At 62.1% G+C, this 23,424-nt stretch carries 20 protein-coding genes and 2 tRNA genes; 7 read left to right on the forward strand and 15 right to left on the reverse strand.

Going from position 1 to position 23,424, the window contains the following annotated elements:
• Positions 1-735 precede the first annotated feature (735 nt).
• The 6 genes from pcnB to HXS65_RS09760 all read left to right on the forward strand — a co-directional run bounded on the left by pcnB (position 736) and on the right by HXS65_RS09760 (position 6,430).
• A complete protein-coding gene (gene pcnB, locus HXS65_RS09735) occupies positions 736-2,136 on the forward strand; it encodes a polynucleotide adenylyltransferase PcnB (RefSeq protein ID WP_176493781.1) in 1,401 nt (466 codons plus the stop codon).
• Between the two features lie 29 nt (positions 2,137-2,165).
• Positions 2,166-2,663 carry a 2-amino-4-hydroxy-6-hydroxymethyldihydropteridine diphosphokinase gene (gene folK, locus HXS65_RS09740; protein WP_176493782.1) on the forward strand — a complete coding sequence of 166 codons (498 nt, stop codon included), beginning with the start codon at positions 2,166-2,168 and terminating at the stop codon, positions 2,661-2,663.
• A gap of 181 nt (positions 2,664-2,844) precedes the next feature.
• Positions 2,845-3,636 (forward strand): 3-methyl-2-oxobutanoate hydroxymethyltransferase, encoded by a 792-nt coding sequence (panB, locus tag HXS65_RS09745; protein ID WP_176493783.1) that lies wholly within the window; start codon positions 2,845-2,847, stop codon positions 3,634-3,636.
• A complete protein-coding gene (gene panC, locus HXS65_RS09750) occupies positions 3,636-4,490 on the forward strand; it encodes a pantoate--beta-alanine ligase (protein ID WP_176493784.1) in 855 nt (284 codons plus the stop codon). The genes panB and panC overlap by 1 nt, the downstream gene beginning before the upstream one ends.
• A gap of 99 nt (positions 4,491-4,589) precedes the next feature.
• Positions 4,590-4,970: an aspartate 1-decarboxylase gene (gene panD, locus HXS65_RS09755; protein WP_077379473.1), complete on the forward strand. Its 381-nt coding sequence runs from the start codon at positions 4,590-4,592 to the stop codon at positions 4,968-4,970.
• Positions 4,971-5,248: 278 nt separating this feature from the next.
• Positions 5,249-6,430 (forward strand): acetyl-CoA C-acetyltransferase, encoded by a 1,182-nt coding sequence (locus HXS65_RS09760; protein ID WP_084209482.1) that lies wholly within the window; start codon positions 5,249-5,251, stop codon positions 6,428-6,430.
• A gap of 112 nt (positions 6,431-6,542) precedes the next feature.
• Here the strand turns inward: HXS65_RS09760 and pnp are convergent, their stop codons facing one another.
• From pnp to rlmE, 15 genes are all read right to left on the reverse strand, one after another.
• Positions 6,543-8,696, reverse strand: coding sequence for a polyribonucleotide nucleotidyltransferase (gene pnp, locus HXS65_RS09765; protein ID WP_176493785.1), 2,154 nt, complete (start codon positions 8,694-8,696; stop codon positions 6,543-6,545).
• 247 nt (positions 8,697-8,943) lie between these two features.
• Positions 8,944-9,213, reverse strand: a complete 270-nt coding sequence (gene rpsO, locus HXS65_RS09770) for a 30S ribosomal protein S15 (RefSeq protein WP_065392421.1) — start codon at positions 9,211-9,213, stop codon at positions 8,944-8,946.
• Between the two features lie 98 nt (positions 9,214-9,311).
• Positions 9,312-10,241 carry a tRNA pseudouridine(55) synthase TruB gene (gene truB, locus HXS65_RS09775; RefSeq protein WP_176493786.1) on the reverse strand — a complete coding sequence of 310 codons (930 nt, stop codon included), beginning with the start codon at positions 10,239-10,241 and terminating at the stop codon, positions 9,312-9,314.
• On the reverse strand, positions 10,241-10,666 hold the full coding sequence (gene rbfA / locus HXS65_RS09780) for a 30S ribosome-binding factor RbfA (RefSeq protein WP_065392581.1): 426 nt from the start codon (positions 10,664-10,666) through the stop codon (positions 10,241-10,243). Before rbfA ends, truB begins: the two co-directional genes overlap by 1 nt.
• Positions 10,667-10,693: 27 nt before the next feature.
• The gene (gene infB / locus HXS65_RS09785) at positions 10,694-13,144 is read right to left on the reverse strand and encodes a translation initiation factor IF-2 (RefSeq protein WP_077379481.1); all 2,451 of its coding nucleotides are present in this window, start codon (positions 13,142-13,144) and stop codon (positions 10,694-10,696) included.
• A 28-nt stretch (positions 13,145-13,172) separates the two neighbouring features.
• Positions 13,173-14,666, reverse strand: coding sequence for a transcription termination factor NusA (nusA, locus tag HXS65_RS09790; RefSeq protein WP_077379484.1), 1,494 nt, complete (start codon positions 14,664-14,666; stop codon positions 13,173-13,175).
• Positions 14,667-14,742: 76 nt separating this feature from the next.
• Positions 14,743-15,201 (reverse strand): ribosome maturation factor RimP, encoded by a 459-nt coding sequence (rimP, locus tag HXS65_RS09795; protein ID WP_077379486.1) that lies wholly within the window; start codon positions 15,199-15,201, stop codon positions 14,743-14,745.
• 123 nt (positions 15,202-15,324) lie between these two features.
• A tRNA-Met gene (locus HXS65_RS09800) sits at positions 15,325-15,401 on the reverse strand.
• A gap of 103 nt (positions 15,402-15,504) precedes the next feature.
• Positions 15,505-15,591 (reverse strand) — tRNA-Leu (locus HXS65_RS09805).
• A gap of 63 nt (positions 15,592-15,654) precedes the next feature.
• Positions 15,655-16,041: a preprotein translocase subunit SecG gene (gene secG, locus HXS65_RS09810; protein WP_077379488.1), complete on the reverse strand. Its 387-nt coding sequence runs from the start codon at positions 16,039-16,041 to the stop codon at positions 15,655-15,657.
• 5 nt (positions 16,042-16,046) lie between these two features.
• Positions 16,047-16,793 (reverse strand): triose-phosphate isomerase, encoded by a 747-nt coding sequence (tpiA, locus tag HXS65_RS09815; protein ID WP_136939438.1) that lies wholly within the window; start codon positions 16,791-16,793, stop codon positions 16,047-16,049.
• 173 nt (positions 16,794-16,966) lie between these two features.
• Entirely contained in the window at positions 16,967-18,319 is a 1,353-nt protein-coding gene (gene glmM / locus HXS65_RS09820; RefSeq protein ID WP_077379492.1) for a phosphoglucosamine mutase, read from the reverse strand.
• A complete protein-coding gene (gene folP, locus HXS65_RS09825) occupies positions 18,316-19,209 on the reverse strand; it encodes a dihydropteroate synthase (RefSeq protein ID WP_255303210.1) in 894 nt (297 codons plus the stop codon). The genes glmM and folP overlap by 4 nt, the downstream gene beginning before the upstream one ends.
• Positions 19,210-19,599: 390 nt before the next feature.
• Positions 19,600-21,603 carry an ATP-dependent zinc metalloprotease FtsH gene (gene ftsH, locus HXS65_RS09830; RefSeq protein ID WP_065392485.1) on the reverse strand — a complete coding sequence of 668 codons (2,004 nt, stop codon included), beginning with the start codon at positions 21,601-21,603 and terminating at the stop codon, positions 19,600-19,602.
• Positions 21,604-22,052: 449 nt separating this feature from the next.
• Complete coding sequence (gene rlmE, locus HXS65_RS09835) at positions 22,053-22,781, reverse strand: 23S rRNA (uridine(2552)-2'-O)-methyltransferase RlmE (protein WP_084209486.1); 729 nt, start codon at positions 22,779-22,781, stop codon at positions 22,053-22,055.
• A 175-nt stretch (positions 22,782-22,956) separates the two neighbouring features.
• Between rlmE and yhbY the strand changes: the two genes are divergently transcribed.
• Positions 22,957-23,271 carry a ribosome assembly RNA-binding protein YhbY gene (yhbY, locus tag HXS65_RS09840; RefSeq protein WP_077379496.1) on the forward strand — a complete coding sequence of 105 codons (315 nt, stop codon included), beginning with the start codon at positions 22,957-22,959 and terminating at the stop codon, positions 23,269-23,271.
• The last annotated feature ends 153 nt before the right edge of the window (positions 23,272-23,424 follow it).

Raw genomic sequence — 23,424 nt, forward strand, 5'->3', positions numbered from 1 at the left:
ATGACTGAATTACGTGTTTTTTTTAAGCTGTGGCACATCCGATGCAATAACACGGTCAAGAAAAAGAACAACCGGAAATACGAAGCGCGTCCAACAACAACAAGATTGCGCAAGGCTTCGAAAACCCTCGACACCAACAACAACAAGATTCGTCGAGCGAGTGACATTGATGATGACAGGCAAGCACGGCCGAGATTCATGGCCGGATGCTGGAGCCACAACAAGAACAAGCGGCCGCACGTCATCATCCGCCGAACCAACAACAACAAGATATCGGCAGTCCGGAATCTACTGACCAGGACGCGACGAATCCGGCCTCGAGTGCCAACAACAACAAGATACTCGACCCCGGGTCACCCCCGACCCAACAACAACTCGCGGGGGGAGGCTATTCAGCCGTCGGTGAATGGAAGATTGTTTTGAATACGAGATGGTCACTGAACAGACGGTCAGATAACAACAATAGCTTCATCTGTCTGCGTGATTGGCGACTGTGGTGCGTATTCAAGGCGATGCGCCTTCACGAAAAAGAACATCTGCTCAAGGATGCGTGTACTCTACCTGAAAGGGAGACCGAGAAATCGGTCTCCCTTTTTCCTTGCCCGAGAGGCATTTCTTCCCTCATCAGGCACCTTGAAGTGCAGTCTCGGCCCATCAGTGGCAGACCGGCGCTTTGCCAAGGTATCTGCCCTCCGCTACACTGGGCGGCCTGCTACGCACGAGTCGAATCGCTGCATGTTCAAAGGATTTACCCGCTTTCTCCAACGCCCCGGTGACCGCTTGAAGACGCTTTTCAATGCAACTGACGCGCCCGAGGCCACCCTGCCCAGCCTGCGTGTGATACCGCGGGATGAGCATCCCGTGTCCCGCCGCCAGCTCAGCGAAAACGCGCTGAAGGTGCTCTATCGCCTGCAGAGCGGCGGCTATCAGGCCTATCTGGTCGGTGGCTGCATCCGTGATGCCCTGCTCGGCGAGCGCCCGAAGGACTTCGACGTGGCGACCAACGCCACGCCGGAACAGGTCCGCGAGCTGTTCCGCAACGCACGCATCATTGGCCGACGCTTCCGCATCGTGCATGTACGCTTCGGCCGTGAGGTGATCGAGGTCACCACCTTCCGTGGCAAGCCTGCCGACAGCACGCCGAGCCAGCATACCCAGCAGTCGGAAGATGGCATGCTGCTGCGCGACAACGTCTGGGGCTCCATCGAGGAGGACGCGCTGCGCCGCGACTTCACGATCAACGCCCTCTACTACGACGTGTCCGACTTCACGATCCACGACTGGGCGCATGGCGTGCGTGACATCGAAGCGCGCATGATCCGCCTGATCGGTGACCCGGAAACGCGCTATCGCGAAGATCCGGTCCGCATGCTGCGGGCGGTCCGCTTCGCCGGCAAGCTGGACTTCGACATCGAGGAAGCCACCGCCGAACCGATGTACGAGCTGGCACCGCTGCTGCTGCAGATTCCGCCGGCACGCATGTTCGAGGAAGTGCTGAAGCTGTTCATGTCCGGCTACGCTCTGGAAACGTTCCACCTGTTGCGTGAGTTCGGTCTGTTCCAGATGCTGTTCCCGGAAACGGAAGAGAGCTTCGCGCACTATCACTGGTCCATGCCGCTGATCGAGAAGGCGCTGGCGAGCACGGATGATCGTATCCGTGACGACAAACCGGTCACGCCGGCCTTCCTCTACGCTGCGCTGCTGTGGCCTGGCGTCAAGGCACGCACCGACCAGCTGATCGCCAGTGGCATGCCGGATATCCCGGCCGCCCACCAGGCGGCTCAGCAGGCGATCGCCCGTCAGCTCAACCACACCTCGATTCCGAAGCGCTTCAGCATCCCGATGCGCGAGATCTGGGACATGCAGGCCAAGCTGCCGCGTCGCCGTGGCAAGCGCGCCTTCCAGACCCGCGAGCATCCACGCTTCCGCGCCGCCTATGACTTCCTGCTGCTGCGGGAATTCGCCGGCGAAGTGAAGCCGGGACTGGGCAAGTGGTGGACCGACTTCCAGGAAGTCGATTCCCGTGCTCAGGTCGCCATGATCGAGGGCGTGTCCGATGAGGGGCCGGCAGGCAGCAAGCCCGCGGGCACCAAACGTCGCGGCAAACGCCGTCGCAATGGTCGTGGACAAGGCTGAGCACTGACGTGCCGACGCAGGAACCTCGCATGACTTCGACAGCCTTGATCGGCCTCGGTGCCAATCTTGACGATCCGCGCGCTCAACTCGAGCGCGCACTTGAGGCGCTGGACCGCCTGCCGCTGACCCGCTGCACGCGCCACTCGCGCCTGTATACCAGCAAGCCGGTCGGGCCTCAGGATCAACCTGACTTCGTCAATGCCGTCGCCGAGCTCACCACACGCCTCTCCCCCCTGGCGCTGCTGGATCAACTGCAGGCACTCGAACAGCAGCACCGTCGCGTGCGCTTGCGCCACTGGGGGCCTCGCACCCTGGATCTGGACCTTCTACTGTTCGATGATCGCTCCATCGCTACCCCGCGCCTGTCAGTGCCGCACCCCGAGATGCTCACACGAGGTTTCGTGCTGCGTCCACTGGCGGACCTGCTGGGCCCCGTGCGCGTTTCCTCCCTGAGCGAAGATGACCTGGAGACGCTGGCACAGCGGGTTGAAGGAGATGACTTGCTCCCCCTCGGGCCTCGGGAGTAGAGTTTCGCCACATTGTTACCGATGCGCCCACTGATCGTGGCTCGGTAACACTTTCTGGTAACACCGGCTCGTCCTGTCAGGTCGCGTACATGGCTCCCCGCCTGCGACGATCCTGGCCACGTCGTCCGTCCGACGCCACGGACACGACAAGGCACACGCGCCGCAACGAGTACGCTTCCTGATGAAAAACGTCACCCTGAGCACCCTGCGCCGCCTCAAGGCCGACGGTGAGACGTTCAGTTGCCTCACTGCCTACGACGCGACCTTCGCCCACCTCGCTGGAGAAGCCGGCATTGAAGTACTGCTGGTCGGCGATTCCCTCGGCATGGTCCTGCAAGGCCACACCAGCACCCTGCCTGTCACCATCGATGACATCTGTTACCACACCGCGGCCGTCGCGCGTGGCAAACAGGGCAGCCTGGTCATGGCTGATCTTCCCTTCATGAGCAATGCCAGCACCGAGATACTTCTCGACCATGCCGCACGTCTGATGCGTGCCGGTGCCGAGATGGTGAAGGTGGAAGGCGAAGCCTGGCTCGCCGAGGCCGTCACGGCCCTCGTCCAGCGTGGCGTGCCGGTCTGCGTGCACATGGGCCTGACGCCGCAGCATGTCCATGCCTTCGGAGGCTACAAGGTGCAGGGCCGCGAGGAAGCGCGCGCCACGCAGATGATCGCCGACGCCCGCACGCTTGAAGCCGCCGGTGCCGCGATCATTCTGCTCGAGTGCGTGCCTGCCGAGCTCGCCGCACGCATTCGTGATGCGGTCGAGGTGCCGGTGATCGGTATCGGCGCAGGCGTCGAGGTGGACGGCCAGATTCTGGTCATGCATGACATGCTCGACCTGACACCGGGCCGCAAGCCGCGCTTCGTCAAGAACTTCATGGCTGAGGCCAGCAGCGTGCAGGACGCCTTCGCTGCCTATCATCGGGCCGTGAAGGAACGCAGCTTCCCGGCAGCGGAGCACACCTTCTGATGGAGACCCTCACTCACATCAGCGCCCTGCGCGAGCGCCTGGACGAGGTGCGCCGCAAGGGCCTGCGCATCGCGCTGGTGCCCACCATGGGCAATCTGCATGCAGGCCATCTGTCCCTGGTGCGCGCGGCACGCCGACAGGCGGACTTCGTCGTCGCCAGCATCTTCGTCAACCCGCTGCAGTTCGGGCCGGGCGAAGACCTCGACAGCTACCCGCGCACGCTTGTCGATGACCAGAACGCATTGACCGCAGAGGGCTGCGATCTGCTGTTCGCCCCGTCGACAGCGGAGCTGTACCCCGAAGGGCGCACCGGACTGTGCAACGTGCAGGTCCCGGGGGTCTCCGAAGGCCTGTGCGGTGGCAACCGACCGGGACACTTCGATGGCGTGGCCACCGTCGTCAGCATCCTGTTCCATCTGGTGCGTCCCGATGTCGCCTGTTTCGGCGAGAAGGATTTCCAGCAGCTGGCGGTGATCCGCAAGCTCAATCGTGATCTGCACTTCGGGATCGAGATCCTCGGCGTGCCTATCGTGCGTGCCGAGGATGGTCTGGCACTCTCCTCGCGCAACGGCTACCTGAGCGCCGAGGAACGCGCCATCGCCCCTCGCCTTGCGCAATGCCTGAATGCGCTCAAGGACAGCCTCGAAAGTGGCACCGCGCCTGCCGAGGCCCTGCGCGTCGCGCTGGCCGCCATCAGCGAGTGCGGCTTCAAGCCGGACTATCTCGAACTGCGCCGCGCCGAGGACCTGGGCCCGGTGCAGGACGACACCCGTGATGCCGTGATTCTGGTCGCGGCACACCTGGGACGTACCCGTCTGCTCGATAACCTGAAGGTCGCCTTGCCGGTGGCCTGATGCCTGAATAGACTGCGCCGCCCTGCCTTCACGACCGTGTCCCGCGTTCCGGTCATCAAGGCCTCCTGCGCCCGGCGGCGCTCAACCGGAGATATCCCGATGCAAGCCATCATGCTCAAGGCCAAGCTGCACATGGCCCGCGTGACCCATGCCGTTCTCAATTACGAAGGCTCCTGCGCCATCGATGGTGACCTGCTCGACATGGCAGGCATCCGTGAGTATGAACAGATCCAGATCTACAACGTGGACAATGGCAAGCGTTTCACCACCTATGCCATCCGCGGTGAAGAAGGTTCGAAGATCATCTCGGTGAATGGTGCCGCGGCCCACCAGGCCGACGTCGGCGACCGCGTGATCATCTGCGCCTTCGCCAACTATGCCGAGAGCGAGCTGGAGGCCCACAAGCCCTCCATGGTCTATCTGATGGAAGGCAATGAGGTCAGCCACACGGCCAACGCCATTCCGGTGCAGATGGCCTGATCGCCGTCCTCCCACGGCAATGAAACACGCAACGACGACGCCAGCCCCGCGAAAGCGGAGCTGGCGTCGTCGTTGATGGCCACGCAAAGGGGCGCACCCGAAGCACGTATGGCAAATGGCTGACAGACCCACGACGCTTTGACGATTGCCGCATTGCACAACACTGCCTTATGCTGGAATCTCGCATCAGCAAGGCTGCAAGCCCTCTACCCGATTCGACAGTGCAGGGCGCAGCGTCTTTGACTCAGACAGTCTCGCGAGAGAACAGGAGCGTTCAGATGCAAGATGTGGTGATCGTAGCAGCTCGTCGTACCGCCGTAGGTGCCTTCGGTGGCAGCCTCGCCGGCATTTCCGCCGCTGACCTCGGGGCTCATGTCATCAAGGATATCCTCGCCAGCACAGGGGTGAGCGGTGATCAGGTCGACGAAGTTCTGCTCGGCCAGGTGCTGACGGCAGGCTGCGGCCAGAATCCGGCTCGTCAGACCGTCATCAAGGCAGGCTTGCCGGAAGGCGTGCCGGCGATGACCATCAACAAGGTCTGTGGCTCTGGCCTGAAGGCACTGCATCTGGCCACCCAGGCCATCCGCTGTGGCGATGCCCAGCTGATTCTGGCCGGCGGTCAGGAGAACATGTCACTGTCTCCTCATGTGCTGCCCAACTCCCGCAATGGCAAGCGCATGGGCGACTGGAAGGCGATCGACACCATGGTCCACGACGGACTTTGGGATGCCTTCAATGATATCCACATGGGCATCACCGCCGAGAACCTGGCAGAGAAGTACGAGATCACCCGCGAAGCGCAGGATGCCTTCGCTGCCGCATCCCAGCAGAAGGCCTGCGAGGCCATCGAGGCGGGCCGCTTCAAGAGCCAGATCGTTCCGGTCGAGATTCCGCAGCGCAAGGGCGACCCGATCGTCTTCGACACCGACGAGAACCCGCGTGCCGGCACCACTGCCGAGAAACTCGCCGGCATGCGTCCAGCCTTCAAGAAGGATGGTACCGTCACCGCAGGCAACGCCTCGGCGCTCAATGATGGTGCCGCCGTGGTCATGCTGTGTTCCGCCGACAAGGCCCGCGAACTTGGCCTGACGCCGCTGGCGACCATCAAGGCGTACTCCAACGCCGGTGTCGACCCGAAGATCATGGGCATCGGGCCGGCTCCCGCCACCCGCCTGTGCCTCAAGAAGGCCGGCTGGAGCCTGGAAGATCTCGATCTCGTCGAAGCCAACGAAGCCTTCGCCGCCCAGGCGCTCTCCGTCAACAAGGAGCTGGGCTGGGATGTCGACAAGGTCAACGTCAATGGCGGTGCCATCGCGCTGGGCCACCCGATCGGGGCATCCGGCTGCCGTGTACTGGTCACGCTGGTACACGAGATGATCGCGCGCGATGCCAAGAAGGGTCTGGCGACCCTGTGCATCGGCGGCGGCCAGGGTGTCGCACTGGCCATCGAGCGCAGCTGATCGCTCACGGATGATCTCCCGCTGCCCCCGCGATCACGGGCACCAGGAGACAAGAAAGCCCCCGCCAGTCCTGCTGGCGGGGGCTTTTCATTGGACTGAGGGGATGGTGGCCTTACTGGCCGTCTGCCGCCTCAGCAAGCTTCTCGGCTGCCTGACGTGCCACGAAAGCCGCCTTCTCTTCCTCGCTGATCTCCTTCAGCGACAGCTTGACGCGATTACGGTTGTCGATGTCGAGCACCTTGACCACGACCTCATCGCCTTCATTGAGATAATCGCGCACGTCATTGACGCGCTCCTCGACGATCTGGGAGATATGCAGCAGGCCATCGGTGCCCGGCATGAAGGTGATGAAGGCCCCGAAATCGGCGATGCGAGCGACCTTGCCGGCGTACAGCTTGCCGATCTCCGCCTCGGCGATGATGCCCTCGACATAGTGAGCGGCCGCCTGGGCCTGGGCCTTGTGCTCGGCATAGATACGCACGCTGCCGTCATCGTCGAGATCGACATTGGCACCGGTCTCTTCACAGATCTTGCGAATGGTCGAGCCACCCTTGCCGATCACGTCACGGACCTTGTTCGGCGCGATCTTCAGCGACAGCATCGCCGGGGCGTTGTCGGACACCTCTTCGCGGCTACCCTTCAAGACAGCGTTCATCTGCTCGAGAATGGTCAGGCGCGCCTCAAGGGCCTGCTCCAGCGCCTGCTCCATGATGGCCTCATCGATCCCCTCGATCTTGATGTCCATCTGCAATGCCGTGACGCCCTCTGCCGTCCCCGCGACCTTGAAGTCCATATCCCCCAGGTGGTCTTCATCCCCGAGAATGTCGGTCAGCACGGCCACGCCGTCGGCGTCCTTGACCAGCCCCATGGCAATCCCCGCCACCGGCGCCTTGAGCGGTACCCCGGCATCCATCAATGCCAGCGACGCCCCACACACGGACGCCATGGAGCTTGAACCATTGGACTCGGTGATCTCGGAGACGACACGGATCGCGTAGGGGAAGTCCTCGACGGTAGGCAACATCGACTCGATCCCACGTCGCGCCAGACGCCCATGACCGATCTCGCGACGCTTGGGAGAACCGATGAAGCCCGTCTCGCCGACACAGTAAGGCGGGAAGTTGTAGTGCAGCATGAAGCGATCATGCTTCTCACCTGACAGCCCCTCCACCAGCTGGGCGTCACGCGTGGTGCCCAATGTTGCCGTCACCATGGCCTGTGTCTCGCCGCGCGTGAACAGCGCAGAGCCGTGGGCCTTGGGCAGGACGCCAACGGCGATGTCCAGCGGACGCACGGTGCGTGCATCACGACCATCGATGCGCGGCTCACCGGCAATCACACGCTGACGGACGATGCGCTTCTCCAGTGCAGCGAAGGCACTGGCCACCGCACTCGCCTCGAAGCGTGCATCCCCTTGCGTCTCCAGCGCCTGAATCGCCCGAGCCTTGAGTGATGCAAGCGCATCCTGACGCTCCATCTTGTCATGCAGACGGTAGGCCTCACCGATCTCCTCGCCCACCTCACGCGCCAGCGCCTCCATCAACACGCTATCGTGCGTCTGGGCGACCCAGGACCACTGGGGACGATTGACCTTGGCGGCAAACATCTCGATCGCCGTGATCACCTTCTGCATCTCATGATGGCCGTAGAGCACCGCGCCCAGCATCTCGTCTTCCAGGAGTTCCTGCGCCTGGGACTCGACCATCAGCACTGCCTGCTCGGTACCTGCCACCACCATGTCCAGCTCGGAGTGGGCAAGCTCGCTGTAGCCGGGATTCAGGAAGTAGCCCCGTTGCTCACTGAAGCCGACACGCGCCGCTCCCACGGGGCCGGCAAAGGGCACACCCGAGATGCTGAGCGCCGCCGAGGTACCGATGAGCGCCGCGATATCCGGATCGACATTGCGCTCTGCCGACATCACCGTGCAGACCACCTGCACCTCATTCATGAAGCCTTTCGGGAACAGCGGACGGATCGGGCGATCAATCAGCCGCGAGGTCAGCGTTTCCTTTTCCGTCGGGCGCCCTTCACGCTTGAAGAAACTGCCGGGGATGCGGCCGACCGCGTAGGAGCGCTCCTGATAATGCACCGACAACGGGAAGAAGGACTGTCCAGGCTTGGCGGACTTGCTGGCCACTACCGTGCACAACACCGAGGTATTGCCCATGGTCACCATCACGCTGCCGGTGGCCTGACGCGCGATGCGACCGGTCTCGAGCGTGATGGTGTCATTACCGTACTGGAAGCTGTGCGTAACCGGGTTCACGGCGCATGTCCTTTAGTCTGATGTCGTCGATGTCCGGCGCTCATGGTAATGCGCGGCGCAGACAATGAAAAGCGAGTGAGTCTCACGCAGCATGCGGGCTGCAGCCGGATCGGGAGGCGATTGCCCGCCCGCTTCTCCCCACGGTATCAGGCACAAAAAAACCGACACCGCCCGCAGGCAGTGTCGGTTTTCCTGTGCCCACCGGGGGCCCGCCATGCACCGGAATGCATGGCGGCAACATCGCTGATTAGCGACGCAGACCCAGACGCTGGATCAGAGCGGTGTAACGCTCGAAATCCTTGCGCTTGAGGTAGTCAAGCAGCTTGCGGCGCTGGTTGACCATGCGGATCAGACCACGACGGGAGTGGTGATCCTGCTTGTTGGCCTTGAAGTGGCCCTGCAGGCCATCAATGTTGGCGCTCAGCAGTGCAACCTGAACTTCCGGGGAACCGGTGTCGTTCTCGCCACGGCCGAATTCGCTAACGATCTCAGCCTTCTTCTCAGCGGTAAGTGCCATCTGTCTCTCCAGTAAGCAATATGCTTGGTAGATAAGAAATGTCGAAGACCACGCATATTTGCAGTCTTCATGCGGCTTGCGGCCAGGCCGCAATCAGCTCACCCAGCCGCCGCCTCGACAGCGGAGCTGAGCAGTCGGCGAGGAGCGATGATGCCCTCCGCCGCAATCCGGACCAGCCCGAGCAACTGCTGGTCCTGATACACACGAGCCAGGGAGTCCACTTCCAGCGACCCTGTCGTCGTTTCAGCCTGTTGACCACGCAATATCTTCCGAGCCATCTCGGCAGTGATGTCGAGACGTGGAAGATGATCGAGCAGGATGTCGACAGGCAACAGAACGCCTTCACGTGCCTGCTGATCTGCCAGCGCCTCGAGGCGCTCGAAATCCAGCATGGCATCACCCGTGAACGGGCCTGTCTTGAGACGACGCAGTGCCGTGAGGTGGGCTCCACAGCCCAGCGCCTCGCCGATATCCTCGGCCAGACTGCGTATGTAGGTGCCCTTGCTGACCGCCACTTCGATCTCGATACCATCGGAGTGCCGTGCAAGAAGCGCCATATTGTAGATGGTAACGCGACGGACTGCACGCTCGATTTCAATTCCCTGGCGCGCCAGCTCATAGAGCGGACGTCCCTGGTGCTTGAGCGCGGAGTACATCGGCGGCACCTGATCTATCTCGCCACGGAACCGGACCAGCACCGCTTCCAGCTCGGACTCCGCAAGCTCGGGAATCTCCCGCTCACGCAGTATCTCGCCTTCCGCATCACCGGTGTCGGTGACCTGGCCAAACTTGATCCGTGCCCGATAGACCTTGTCCGCCTCGAGCAGATGCGAGGAGAACTTGGTGGCCTCACCGAAGCAGACCGGCAGCAAGCCGGTTGCCATCGGATCGAGCGTGCCGGTATGCCCTGCCTTCTGTGCCTGGTAGAGGCGGCGTGCCTTCTGAAGCGCGTAGTTGCTGGACATGCCCTTGGGCTTGTCCAGCAACAGTACGCCGTCAATCGGCAGGCCGCGACGACGACGGCCCATCAGGCGTCCGGCGTGGTGCCCGGGGCACCGTCTTCGCTGTCATCATCACCACGTTCTGCACTGCGCTTGCGGTCATCAGCGACCGCCGTATTGATCAGTGAAGACAGGTGATGGCCACGAACGACGCTCTCATCGTAATGAAAGCGCAGTTCCGGCACGTGACGCAGCTGAATGGTGCGCGCCAGCTGGGAGCGCAGGAAACCTGCCGCGCGCTTGAGCACGGCAAGATTTTCCTTGATGCGTTCCGGACTGTCGTCACCCAGCAGGGTCACGTAGACATCGGAGTAGGACAGGTCGCGGCTGACCTTGGCGGCGCTGACCGTCAGCATGCCAAGGCGCGGGTCCTTGACCTCGCGCTGAATCAACAGCGCGAGCTCCTGCTGGATCTGGTCCGCCACGCGGTCAGTACGGCTGTATTCACGCATCCGTGATCTCTCCTCGCAGGGGCGCTATCAGAGGCTACGCTCGACCTGAATCTGGTCGAACACCTCGATCTTGTCGCCCACCTGCACGTCGTTGTAGTTCTTGACGCCGATACCACATTCCATGCCGTTGCGGACTTCGTTGACGTCATCCTTGAAGCGACGCAGGGATTCCAGCTCGCCTTCGTAGATGACCACGTTGTCACGCAGCACGCGGATGCGCTTGGAGCGGTACATGGTGCCTTCGACGACCATACAACCGGCGATGGCGCCAATCTTCGGTGCCTTGAAGACATCGCGCACTTCGGCCACACCCACGATCTGCTCGCGGAATTCCGGTGCCAGCATGCCGCTCATGGCCAGCTTGACCTCGTCGATCAGCTGGTAGATGACGCTGTAGTAGCGCAGATCCAGGCCTTCACGCTCGACGATCTCACGGGCGGAAGCGTCAGCACGGACGTTGAAGCCGACCAGGATCGCTTCGGAAGCGAGTGCCAGGTTGGCATCGGTGCCGGTGATGCCGCCGACGCCGGAAGAGACCACGGCCACCTTGACTTCGTCGGTGGAGAGCTCTTCCAGAGCGCCACGAATGGCTTCCAGAGACCCCTGCACGTCGGCCTTGAGGACGACGTTGACCTTGGCGACTTCTTCCTGACCCATCTGGGAGAACATGTTCTCCAGCTTGGCCTTCTGCTGACGCGCCAGACGCACCTCGCGGTACTTGCCCTGGCGGAAGTTGGCGACTTCACGCGCCTTCTTCTCGTCCGGGACCACGGTGAACTCTTCACCGGCTTCCGGCGTGCCACCCAGGCCCTGGATCTCGACCGGCATGGCCGGACCCGCGGAATCGACCTGCTTGCCGACTTCGTTGATCAGCGCACGCACGCGGCCGTAGTGCAGGCCAGCGAGGACGATGTCGCCCTTCTTCAGGGTACCGTTCTGGACCAGCACGGTCGCGACCGGGCCACGGCCCTTGTCGAGACGCGACTCGACCACGACGCCTTTACCCGGCGCGGACGGCACGGCCTGAAGCTCGAGCACTTCGGAGACCAGCAGGACGGCTTCCAGCAGCGCGTCGATGTTTTCGCCAGTCTTGGCGGAAACGTGGACGAACTGGGTATCACCACCCCATTCCTCGGAGATGACGCCGTGCTGGGACAGCTCATTCTTCACGCGGTCCGGATCAGCGCCTTCCTTGTCGATCTTGTTCACTGCCACGACCAGCGGGACACCCGCGGCCTTGGAGTGCTCGACAGCCTCGATGGTCTGCGGCATCACGCCGTCATCGGCAGCCACCACCAGGATGACCACGTCAGTCGCCTTGGCACCACGAGCACGCATGGCGGTGAACGCCGCGTGGCCCGGAGTATCCAGGAAGGTCACATCGCCGTTGTCGTGCTCGACGTGGTAGGCACCGATGTGCTGGGTGATACCACCCGCTTCACCTGTGGCCACCTTGGTACGGCGGATGTAATCCAGCAGCGAGGTCTTGCCGTGGTCAACGTGACCCATGACAGTGACGACCGGCGCGCGAGTGATCTGCTCACCCTCGTAGGAGATACCCTCGAGAACGGCTGTCTCGAGCGCGTCATCCTTGATCAGCTTGGGCGTGTGACCCATTTCCTCGACCACGATGGTCGCGGTTTCCTGATCGATCGTCTGATTGATGGTGACCGCAGCGCCCATGTTGAACATGGCCTTGATCACTTCAGACGCCTTGACGGCCATCTTGTCGGCGAGGTCTGCCACCGAGATGGACTCGGGGATGGAGACTTCACGCACGAAGGTCTGGACCGGCTTCGGCGGCTGGCGATTGGTATCGCGACCACCACGACGACCGCCGCGACGCTCTGCGCGCTTGACCTTCTTGGCCCCGCCACGCTTGCGCTCGCTGCGATCTTCACGGGCCTCACGGCGATCACGTGATTCATCACGCGGCGCAGCCTTGGCACGACGCGGTGCATCACCACGCGGCTCCTTCGGCGGCGCATTGACTTCCGGCGCAGCATCCGCGACCGGTGCAGCGGCAGCGGCCGGAGCACTCTGACGCGGACGCTCTTCGCGACGGTTGTCGTTGCCACGACGCTCATCACGCTGCGGGGCAGCAGCCGGCTTCTCGGCGGCAGGCGCCTTGGCAGCCTGTGCCTCAGTCGCCGGCGCATCTGCGGCCTGCTCTTCACCATCCTTGACGTAGGTACGCTTCTTGCGGACCTGCACCTCGATGGACTTGCCGCGACCGCCGCCAGTGTTGATGCGTGACTTGGTCTTGCGGGTCAGGGTAATGCGGTTCTTCGGCGCTGCCGGGGCAGCACCACCGCCGTGGCTCTTGGTGAGGTGGTCAAGCAGCTTCTGCTTGTCGACCTCGGACACGGCGTCGTTCTCTGACTTGTGCTTCAAACCAGCTTCGTGCATCTGTTCCAGTAGGCGGGCTGACTCGCGGCCCACCTTCTTGGCGAATTCTTTGACTGTCATTTCTGACATGTACGACCCTCCTGAGCCCGTGACCTAGTTACTGTTCGCTTGCGAACCAGGGCGCGCGGGCGGTCATGATCAACGCCGCTGCTCGCTCTTCGTCGACGCCTTCGATGTCTTTCAGATCATCGATGGCCTGCTCGGCAAGGTCTTCCATGGTGACGATACCCTTGCTGGCCAGGATGTATGCCAGATGACTCTCCATGCCTTCCATGTTGAGCAGATCTTCGGCCGGCTGTGCGCCGTCCAGCTGCTCTTCAGTGGCGATGGCGAGATTCAGCAGTTCATCCTTGGCCCGAGCGCGCAGCTCCTCGACCAGATCCTGGTCAAAGCCCTCGACCTCGAGCATTTCCTCGAGCGGGACATAGGCGATTTCCTCGAGTGAGGTGAAGCCCTCGTCCACCAGGACACGGGCTAGATCCTCTTCAATCTCGAGATGAGTGATGAAATATTCGACAAAGCTGTCGATTTCCTGCTCGCGCTTGCCCTCGGCTTCCGCCTCGGTCATGACATTGAGCGACCAACCTGTCAGCTCACTGGCCAGGCGCACGTTCTGACCGCTACGACCAATGGCCTGTGCCAGATTGTCCGCGGCGACAGCGACATCCATGGAATGGGTGTCTTCGTCGACCAGAATGGAGCCGACATCGGCCGGTGCCATGGCGTTGATGACCAACTGGGCAGGATTGTCATCCCACAGGATGATATCCACGCGTTCATTACGCAGTTCGTTTGACACGGCCTGCACACGCGAGCCGCGCATGCCGACACAGGCACCGATCGGGTCGATGCGCTTGTCATTGCTCTTGACCGCAATCTTGGCCCGCGAGCCCGGATCGCGAGCCGCGCCCTTGATCTCGATCAGCTGCTCGGCGATTTCCGGCACCTCGATCTTGAACAGTTCGATGATCAGCTCCGGACGCGTCCGCGAGAGTATCAACTGGGATCCACGCGCCTCGGTATCAACCTTCCAGAGCAATGCGCGTACTCGCTCGTTCAAGCGGTAACGCTCGCCATGGATCATCTCGCCGCGCGGCAGGAAGCCTTCGGCGTTGTCGCCCAGGTCGATGATCAGGCCGTCACGTGTCGTTTTCTTGACGATCCCCGCGACCAGCTCGCCTTCACGCTCCGCGTACAGGCGAACGACTTCGGCACGCTCGGCTTCGCGCACCTTCTGCACGATGACCTGCTTGGCCGTCTGGGCAGCGATACGACCGAAGGCTTCGGACTCGATCTGCTGCTCGACCACGGCGCCCAGCGCCAGCGGCTCTTCGCGCTGTTCGGCGATACTGGCCTTGATCTCGTAGTCCGGCGTCTCGAACTCGTCGTCTTCCACGACGGTCCAGCGACGGAAGGTCGCATAATCACCGGTGACACGATCGATCTTGACGCGGATATCCGCCTCTTCCTGATCGAAACGCTTGCGTGAAGCCGAAGCCAGTGCCGCCTCGACGGCCTCGAAAATCACATCCCGCGGCACGCCCTTCTCATTGGAGATGGCGTCAACGACCAGCAGAATCTCTTTGCTCATGACTTTGCCTCGCCAGAAACCTGTCCTTGCGCATCGACTCGAGCTCGCCAAGCGAGCAATGTGCCGACAACGTCAGTTATTTGAACTGCGGCACAATGCGTGCCTGGTCGATGCTTTCGATCGGAAAGCAGTATTCTTCTTCGTCGACCCGGATCACGACATCACCGTCTTCGGTGCCAGTCACCAGCCCCTGGTACTTGCGCTGGCCATCGAAGGCCTGACGCAGTCGCAGTGCCACCACATGACCGATGTAGCGCTCGTACTGATCAAGCGTGAACAGCGGACGATCCATGCCTGGGGATGAAACTTCAAGCTGGAACTGGCCCGTGATGGGGTCCTCGACATCCAGCACGGCTCCGACCTGACGACTGACGCTTGCGCAGTCATCCACGGAAATGCCATCGGAATGGTCGATATAGATCACCAGACGGGACTGCTTGCCTTGGGAGAGATAGTCGATACCCCAGAGCTCGAAGCCCAGAGCAGAAACGACGGGATCGATAAGCGCTTTAAGCGTAGCGTCCTTGGTTGACACAGACGAGGCTCCTACAGCAGTTGCATCAGGCACCTGACCGGGAGTAGAGAGGAGAGCTAGGTGGCTGATTGGCACTGGTGCTAACAAAAAGCCCCTTCATAGGAAGGGGCCTTTCAAGAAACTTGGTAGCGGGGACCGGATTTGAACCGATGACCTTCGGGTTATGAGCCCGACGAGCTACCAGACTGCTCCACCCCGCAACAATAGTCGGACGATGGTAATGTCACCGTAAAAGGAGGTCAAGGAATGACGTCTTTCAAAGGTGGCAGAGTTGCGTCCAGACTGCCAATCGATCTAACAGGATGGTGCCGAAGGGGGGACTTGAACCCCCACGACCATAAGGTCACTACCCCCTCAAGATAGCGTGTCTACCAATTCCACCACTTCGGCACGGGGGCGGGTATCGCCTGAGACGTTACCCGGAAGAATTCAAACGATAATGCCTTGAATTCCTTAGAGTACTGGTTGGTCTGCGTTGCCGCTTTCCTCGAGCACTGGCGACGTATTCTCCACACTTTCACTGGAGTCGTCAAGTGATGGCAGTGAATTTTTCTGCTGCTCGATCACGGTGGCATTCGGGATGCCCGCTTCCACGGAGGTCTGGTTGGCATTGGAGGCGAACCAGGCCAGGGTCAGGGACGTCGCGAAGAAGCCTGCTGCCAGCACGCCGGTGAAGCGCGCGAGGAAGTTGCCACTACCGCTGGACCCGAAAACGGTCTGGGAAGCACCACCACCACCGAAGGCAGCGCCAGCTTCGGCGCCCTTGCCCTGCTGGAGAAGGACGAGCACGATCAGTGCGACCGCGAGTACCACATGGACCATCAGAACGGCTACTTGCATGAGATTCAACCTGCAGACTGGCAAATGGCTAGGAATTCGTCGACCTGGAGAGAAGCACCTCCCACCAGGCCGCCGTCGATATCCGGCTGCGCGAGCAGCTCGGCGGCATTGGCAGCTTTCATGCTACCGCCGTACAGCAATTGCATGGCATCCGCGAGAGACGCGGACCACTCGCCCAGGCGTGCACGGATAGCGGCGTGCATGGCTTGCGCCTGCTCAGGCGATGCCGTGCGGCCGGTACCGATCGCCCAGACCGGCTCATAGGCCACGACAAGACGGGCACGCGCCTCAGCGGACAGCTCGGAGAACACGGCCTCCAGCTGACCCAGCACGACACGCTCCGACTCACCGGCTTCACGCTCTTCCAGTGTCTCACCGATGCACAGCACCGGCGTGAGGCCTGACGCGAGAGCCGCATTGACTCGTGCAAGCACGGCAGCATCGTCCTCGCCATACAGGCTGCGACGCTCGGAGTGCCCGACCAGCACCAGCGTCATGCCCACATCCTTGAGCATGCTGCCTGCCACCTCACCGGTGAAGGCGCCTGATTCCGCCGGGTTCAACGTCTGGGCGCCCAGCAGGACCGTCGCCGGCAGCCGCTCGCGCGCAGCGCTCAGATAAGGGAAAGGCAATGCCAACGCCACCTGAACCCCCTGGGGCAGCGCTGCAGCCCCCAGTGCGTCGGCGAACTCGTCGATCAGGGCAAGATCGCCATTCATCTTCCAGTTACCGGCAATCAGCGGTGTACGCATGTGCTTCTCCCTTATGAGCAGTGCGAGGATGGTAATGGAGCGGCCCCTGACTGACAACCTCATCGCGAACTGTCAAGCCCTGCAGGCACGCTCGATCGGGCCTTTCATGACGCTCAGAATCGACGACAGGCGCACTGGGCGCCTGTCGTCGATTCTGATGACCGCGGGTGATATCAGCGGGCCTGCATGCTGGCCTCGACCGCCGAGGCGATCTGACGGGCCAGTGCCTGCACATCAAAGTGCGGCCGCCCCTCGACCATGACACGGATCAGTGGCTCGGTACCACTGGGACGCAACAGTACGCGACCTTCGCTGCCCAGCGTCTCTTCCACTTCCGCTACCGCGGCCTGGACGGCATCCGCCGCCATCAGCGCCTGGTTGTCACAGCCCGGAGTCAGACGCACGTTGATCAACGCCTGCGGCGCCTTCTCGAAACCGACCAGCAACTCACTGAGAGAACATTCCTCACGCGCCATGATCGCCAGCACCTGCAGCGCGGAGACGATGCCATCGCCGGTGCTCTGGATATGGCTGCAGACGATGTGACCGGAGGATTCCCCCCCCAACTGCCAGCCATTGGCTTCCAGACGCTCGATGACGTAGCGGTCACCGACCTTGGCACGCTCGAAGGGAATTCCCAGACCTTCCAGCGCTGCCGCCAGACCGAAGTTGGACATCAGCGTACCGACGACACCGCCCCCCAGCACCCCACGCTCGTGACGATCCCGCGCGATCATGTAGAGGATGTCATCGCCATCGATGACCCGGCCATCGGCATCGACCAGGATCAGACGGTCCCCGTCGCCATCGAAGGCCACGCCAAGATCGGCGCCCTGCTCGATCACGGCCGCCCGCAGTGCCTGCGGGTTGGTGGAGCCGACATCCTGGTTGATGTTCAGACCATCCGGCTCGCCACCGATGACGCTGACCTTGGCGCCCAGCTCACGGAAGACATTCGGCGCGATGTGGTAGGTCGCGCCATGCGCGCAATCCAGCACCACTTTCATGCCATGCAGGCCCAGACGGCCCGGCAGGGTCGACTTGCAGAATTCAATGTAACGGCCGGCGGCATCCTGGATGCGCGAGGCCTTGCCGAGGCTATCCGGCCCGACGATCTCGATATCGCGATCCAGCTCGGCCTCGATCTCGGCTTCCAGCGCGTCATCCAGCTTGGTGCCGGCCGCGGAGAAGAACTTGATGCCATTGTCCGGATAGGCATTGTGCGAGGCCGAGATCACGATACCGGCATCCGCGCGGAAGGTCCGCGTCAGATAGGCGATGCCCGGTGTCGGCATCGGCCCCAGCAGGGAGACATCCACGCCTGCGGCAGAAAGACCGGACTCGAGCGCCGACTCGAACATGTACCCCGAGATGCGCGTGTCCTTGCCGATCAGTACCTTGCCGCGGCCATGGCGTGCAAAGACACGCCCGGCCGCCCAGCCCAGCTTGAGCATGAAGTCTGGCGTGATCGGGAATTCACCGACCGTGCCGCGAATACCATCCGTACCAAAATAACGTCGACTCATCGTATCGTGCCTTCCTGTAGCACGGCCCACGTCATGTCGACAGCATCGACAGTCGGGGCCACGTCGTGAACGCGTAGCAATCGGGCACCTTCACGGACGGCAAGTGCCGTCAGCGCCAGATTGCCAGCCAGTCTATCCTCTACCGCGCGCCCGAGCGCATTGCCGATCATGCTCTTGCGAGAGGTGCCGATCAGCAGCGGGAGGGTGAATTCGTGCAGCTGCGCCATGCGGTGATACAGACGCAGATTGTCTTGCAGGGACTTGCCGAAGCCGAAGCCGGGGTCCAGCAACAGACGCGAACGCTCGATCCCTGCGGCCTCACAGACGGTGATGCGCTCGGCTAGAAAGTCACTGACCTCATCCTCGATCGACTGCGCATAGGCGGTATCCTGCTGCATGGTGTCCGGCTCGCCACGCATGTGCATCAGGCACACCGGCAGGCCGCTGCGCGCGGCCGCCTCAAGGGCGCCCTCACGACGCAATGCACGCACGTCATTGATCATGCCAGCCCCGAGACGCGCCGTTTCCTGCATCACCTCCGGGGTACTGGTATCGACGCTCACCAGCGCCCCCAGCTCGCTCACCAGCCGCTCGACGACCGGACAGACACGTGCCAGCTCCTCATCCGCACTGACAGGGCTCGCCCCCGGGCGGGTCGACTCACCGCCCACGTCGATGATGGCGGCGCCATCGGCCAGCATCCGCTCGGCATGGCGCAGCGCGGCATCCAGGGTCGCGCTGCGCCCACCATCCGAGAAGGAGTCCGGGGTCACATTGAGAATCCCCATGACACGCGGGCGTGACAGGTCAAGCGTATGTCCACCGCAGTCAAGCGCCATTGAATGGCCCACCACGGGCTCGCGTGGCAGTGAATCAGCGTAAGTCGACATGATCACCCATGCAGAAAACGGGCAGCCAGGACGAACATCATGGCTGCCGGAGAAGGAATCGGGCACCCACTTTAAAGAGGCCTCATCGGCCGCGCAAGGCGTCGAACGGCCGCCACATGGGGCGTCAGCAGATGGCAACGCCATCTGCCCAGGCAAATCATCTGATCAGGATCAGGAACCTGAGCCGCGCCGCGCAGGATAGTGAGTCACACCGCCTCACCCACACTTACCCGGCTCACCCCGACGCCTGATCGCGGATGGCATCACCCGCCATCAGCCGCCTCCGGGCATCCAGGGCGCCGCGAATGTCTGCCCCGAAAACGACAACGCCCGAGCGGAATGTCCGCTCGGGCGTTGTGAGAGTCAGCGCGATGATGGCTGATTCATGGCTCAGTGACCGCTTGGACCACCCAGCGGATCTGACGGACGGCGGCGCGTATCTTCCTCACCGTCGTCAGTGTCTGCGTCATCACCGTCTGACCCGGGGGCCTCAGGCGCCTCAGCTTTCGGCGTGTCGGCCACCGGTGCGACGAGACCACTGTCACCACCACCGGCCGGGCCACCCCAGTCCTTGGGCGGACGCGGAGTGCGCCCTGCCATGATGTCGGCCAGCTGCTCGGCATCGATGGTCTCGTAGGTCATCAGCGCCTCGGTCATCGCATCCAGCTTGTCGCGATTCTCCTCAAGGATCTGCTGCGCCTTGGCGTAGCACTCGTCGATGATACGACGCACTTCCTTGTCGAGACGTGAGGTGGTGTCGCCCGACTTCAGCTTGCCGCCGCCCTGACCCGGACCGCCGAGGAACTGGTGAGACTCGTCCTCATCGTACATGATCGGGCCCATTTCACTGGAGAGACCCCATTTGGCGACCATGTTGTGGGCAAGCTCGGTGGCACGCTTGATGTCGTTGGAAGCCCCGGTGGTGACACCATTCGGCCCCAGCGTCATCTCTTCGGCGATACGACCGCCGAACAGCGAGCAGATCTGACTGATGATCTGCTGGCGAGAATAGCTGTAGCGATCCTCTTCCGGCAGGAACATCGTCACACCCAGCGCACGGCCTCGCGGAATGATCGAGACCTTGTAGACCGGATCATGCTCTGGCATCACCAGACCGATGATGGCGTGACCGGACTCGTGATAGGCCGTGTTGCGCTTCTCCTTCTCGGACATGACCATCGATTTGCGCTCGGCGCCCATCATGATCTTGTCCTTGGCCAGCTCGAGCTCTTCCATGCCGACCAGACGCTTGTTGCGACGTGCAGCGAACAGGGCCGCTTCATTGACCAGGTTGGCCAGATCGGCGCCAGAGAAGCCCGGCGTACCCCGTGCGATATTGACCGGCACCACGTCGTCGCCCATCGGCACCTTGCGCAGGTGAACGCCGAGGATATGCTCGCGGCCACGAATGTCCGGCAGGCCTACCATGACCTGGCGATCGAAACGGCCCGGGCGCAGCAGTGCGGGGTCAAGCACGTCTGGACGGTTGGTTGCCGCGATGACGATGATGCCGTCATTCGCTTCGAAGCCATCCATCTCGACCAGCAGCTGGTTCAGGGTCTGCTCGCGCTCATCGTGACCACCGCCCATGCCGGAGCCACGGTGGCGGCCGACGGCGTCGATCTCATCGATGAAGATGATGCACGGCGCCTGCTTCTTGGCCTGCTCGAACATGTCACGCACACGGGAGGCACCGACACCGACGAACATCTCGACGAAGTCAGAACCGGAGATGCTGAAGAACGGCACCTTGGCCTCGCCGGCAATCGCCTTGGCGAGCAGAGTCTTGCCGGTACCCGGCGGACCCACCATCAGTACGCCACGCGGAATCTGACCGCCAAGACGCTGGAACTTGCTGGGGTCCTTGAGGAAGTCGACCAGTTCCTCGACCTCTTCCTTCGCTTCGTCACAGCCCGCGACGTCGCTGAAGGTGGTCTTGATCTGATCTTGGCTCAGCAGCTTGGCCTTCGACTTGCCGAAGCTCATCGGGCCACCCTTGCCGGCACCACCACCCTGCATCTGGCGCATGAAGAACATGAAGATGGCCAGGATGATCAGAATCGGGAAGCTGGCAATCAACAGACGTGTCCACAGCGACTGCTGCTCAGGCTTCTTGCCGATGACCTCCACCTTGTTGGAGAGCAGGTCATCCATCAGCTTGGGATCGGACGCCGCCGGCCGGATGGTGGTAAAGCTGGAGCCGTCGGCCCGCTCACCCTCGATGGTGTAACCATCGATGGTCACGCTCTTGATCCGGTCGTTCTGCACCTGCTGGACGAACTGTGAATAGTTCATCGCCTGCGGCGAGGTATCGACGCTGAAGTTGTTGAACACCGTCAGCAGCACTGCCGCGATGATCAACCAGAGAATCAGGTTCTTCGCCATGTCGTTCAAGGGGACACCCTCATTGCATGAATCTGTCTTGGCATGCCGTGAATACTCCGACTGCCGTCTTGTGGTGGCCTGCCATGCTATCTGATCGTGCCTGCGGGGTATCAAACGACGCAACACGCCGCCTTGCCTACCGAGTCACTCAAAGCTTGCCTGCGTTGTTCTGCTTGCCGATCGATGATGATGCGACCTTGGCATCTCATCAACCTGTTACCGGCCCTCCGTGCTCAAGGCCCAATGCTATCGACACTACACCAGATGGGGGCCGGCAACCATTGCTTAAAGGCCGGCACCGGACTATTCAGCCGATAGTCGGCCTATATCAGAGATACAACGACTTCGACCGAGGCACAATGATTCCAGCCTGACCAAGTATGCCATCGGCCGCCTTAACCGGTGATGAAGTCGTCGTCCGGGGCAGAAATCGGGATCGCCTGGCATCGAGGGCAACGTCAGCCCTTGAACCCCTGCCCAAGCAGGTAGACCTCGCGCGAGCGGGCGCGCGACGCTTCCGGCTTGCGCGTGACGACCTTGTTGAAGCTGCCACGCATGTCCTTCAGGTAGGCATCGAAGCCCTCTCCCTGGAAGACCTTGACCAGAAAGTTGCCACCCGGCTTGAGCGTCTGGCGCGCCAGATCCAGCGCCAGCTCGACCAGATACATGCCGGCAGGCTGATCTATCGCGCTCATGCCGCTCATGTTGGGTGCCATGTCGGAGATCACGAGATCCACCGGGCGATCCCCCAAGGTGGCCAGAATCTGGTTCAGCACGGCCTCTTCGGTGAAGTCACCCTGGATGAAATCGACACCGGCCAGGGCGTCCATCTCAAGGATGTCGGAGGCGATGACCACGCCTTCCATGCCGACGCGATCCGCGGCGATCTGGCTCCAACCACCGGGGGCGGCACCTAGGTCGATGACGGTAGCGCCCGGCTTGAGCAGGCGGTCCTTGTCATCGATTTCAATCAGTTTGTAGCTGGCACGGGAACGATAGCCATCGGCCCAGCTGCGCTGGACATAGGCGTCATCAAAGTGTTCCTTCATCCAGCCAGCGCTGCTCTTGCTGGGGTGAGCCACGTTGTCACCTGGAATGTCGGGGGAAATCGAATACTGGCGGGAGATGGTGCGGGGGGATAACGACGACACGAAAGGCGTGGCAAGCTTGCGCACGGGTCGTGTCATGAGCGTCGTCATGGAGTAGAATGGCGGGTCCTGCGCGCGGTTCCGCCCGCGGGCACAGACATTGCCTGCGCAACAGACGGGTTCACACCCCTGGATTTCAAGCCCTGGAGTCGACCCTGTCTTTCGCTACGCTCCCCGCTCCCATCGGACGCCAACAGGGAAACTTTACGATACCATGAGCTTGTCACAGTCACAAAAGAAAGCATTTCGCAGCATCGGGCACCATCTTGACCCGATCGTCACCGTCTCGGAAAACGGCCTTTCCGACGGCGTCGTGACCGAACTCGAGCGCGCGCTGCACGATCACGAGCTGATCAAGCTGAAGCTGGCGATCAATGATCGCGAAGCGCGCGGCGAGGTGGCTCGCCACCTGTGCAGCGAAACCGGCGCGACCCTGATCCAGAGCATCGGCAAGATCGCCCTGCTGTATCGCCGCAACCCGCAGGCCAAGCCGAAGCTGTCCAACGTACAGCGCTTCAGCGAGAAGTAAGCCGCCGGGCCCAGGCCTGACGAGGCTCACCTCGCACGCCACGCCTGCCGCAGACAGAAACGCCGCCCTCGATGAGGGCGGCGTTTCTGTTTTCTGTGACTGACAATCACGACCTTATGACGCTGAGAGCCGTCTGTCTGAAGGATTCCGTGC

Source organism: Cobetia sp. 5-25-4-2 (genome assembly GCF_013374075.1).
Classification (GTDB): domain Bacteria; phylum Pseudomonadota; class Gammaproteobacteria; order Pseudomonadales; family Halomonadaceae; genus Cobetia; species Cobetia marina.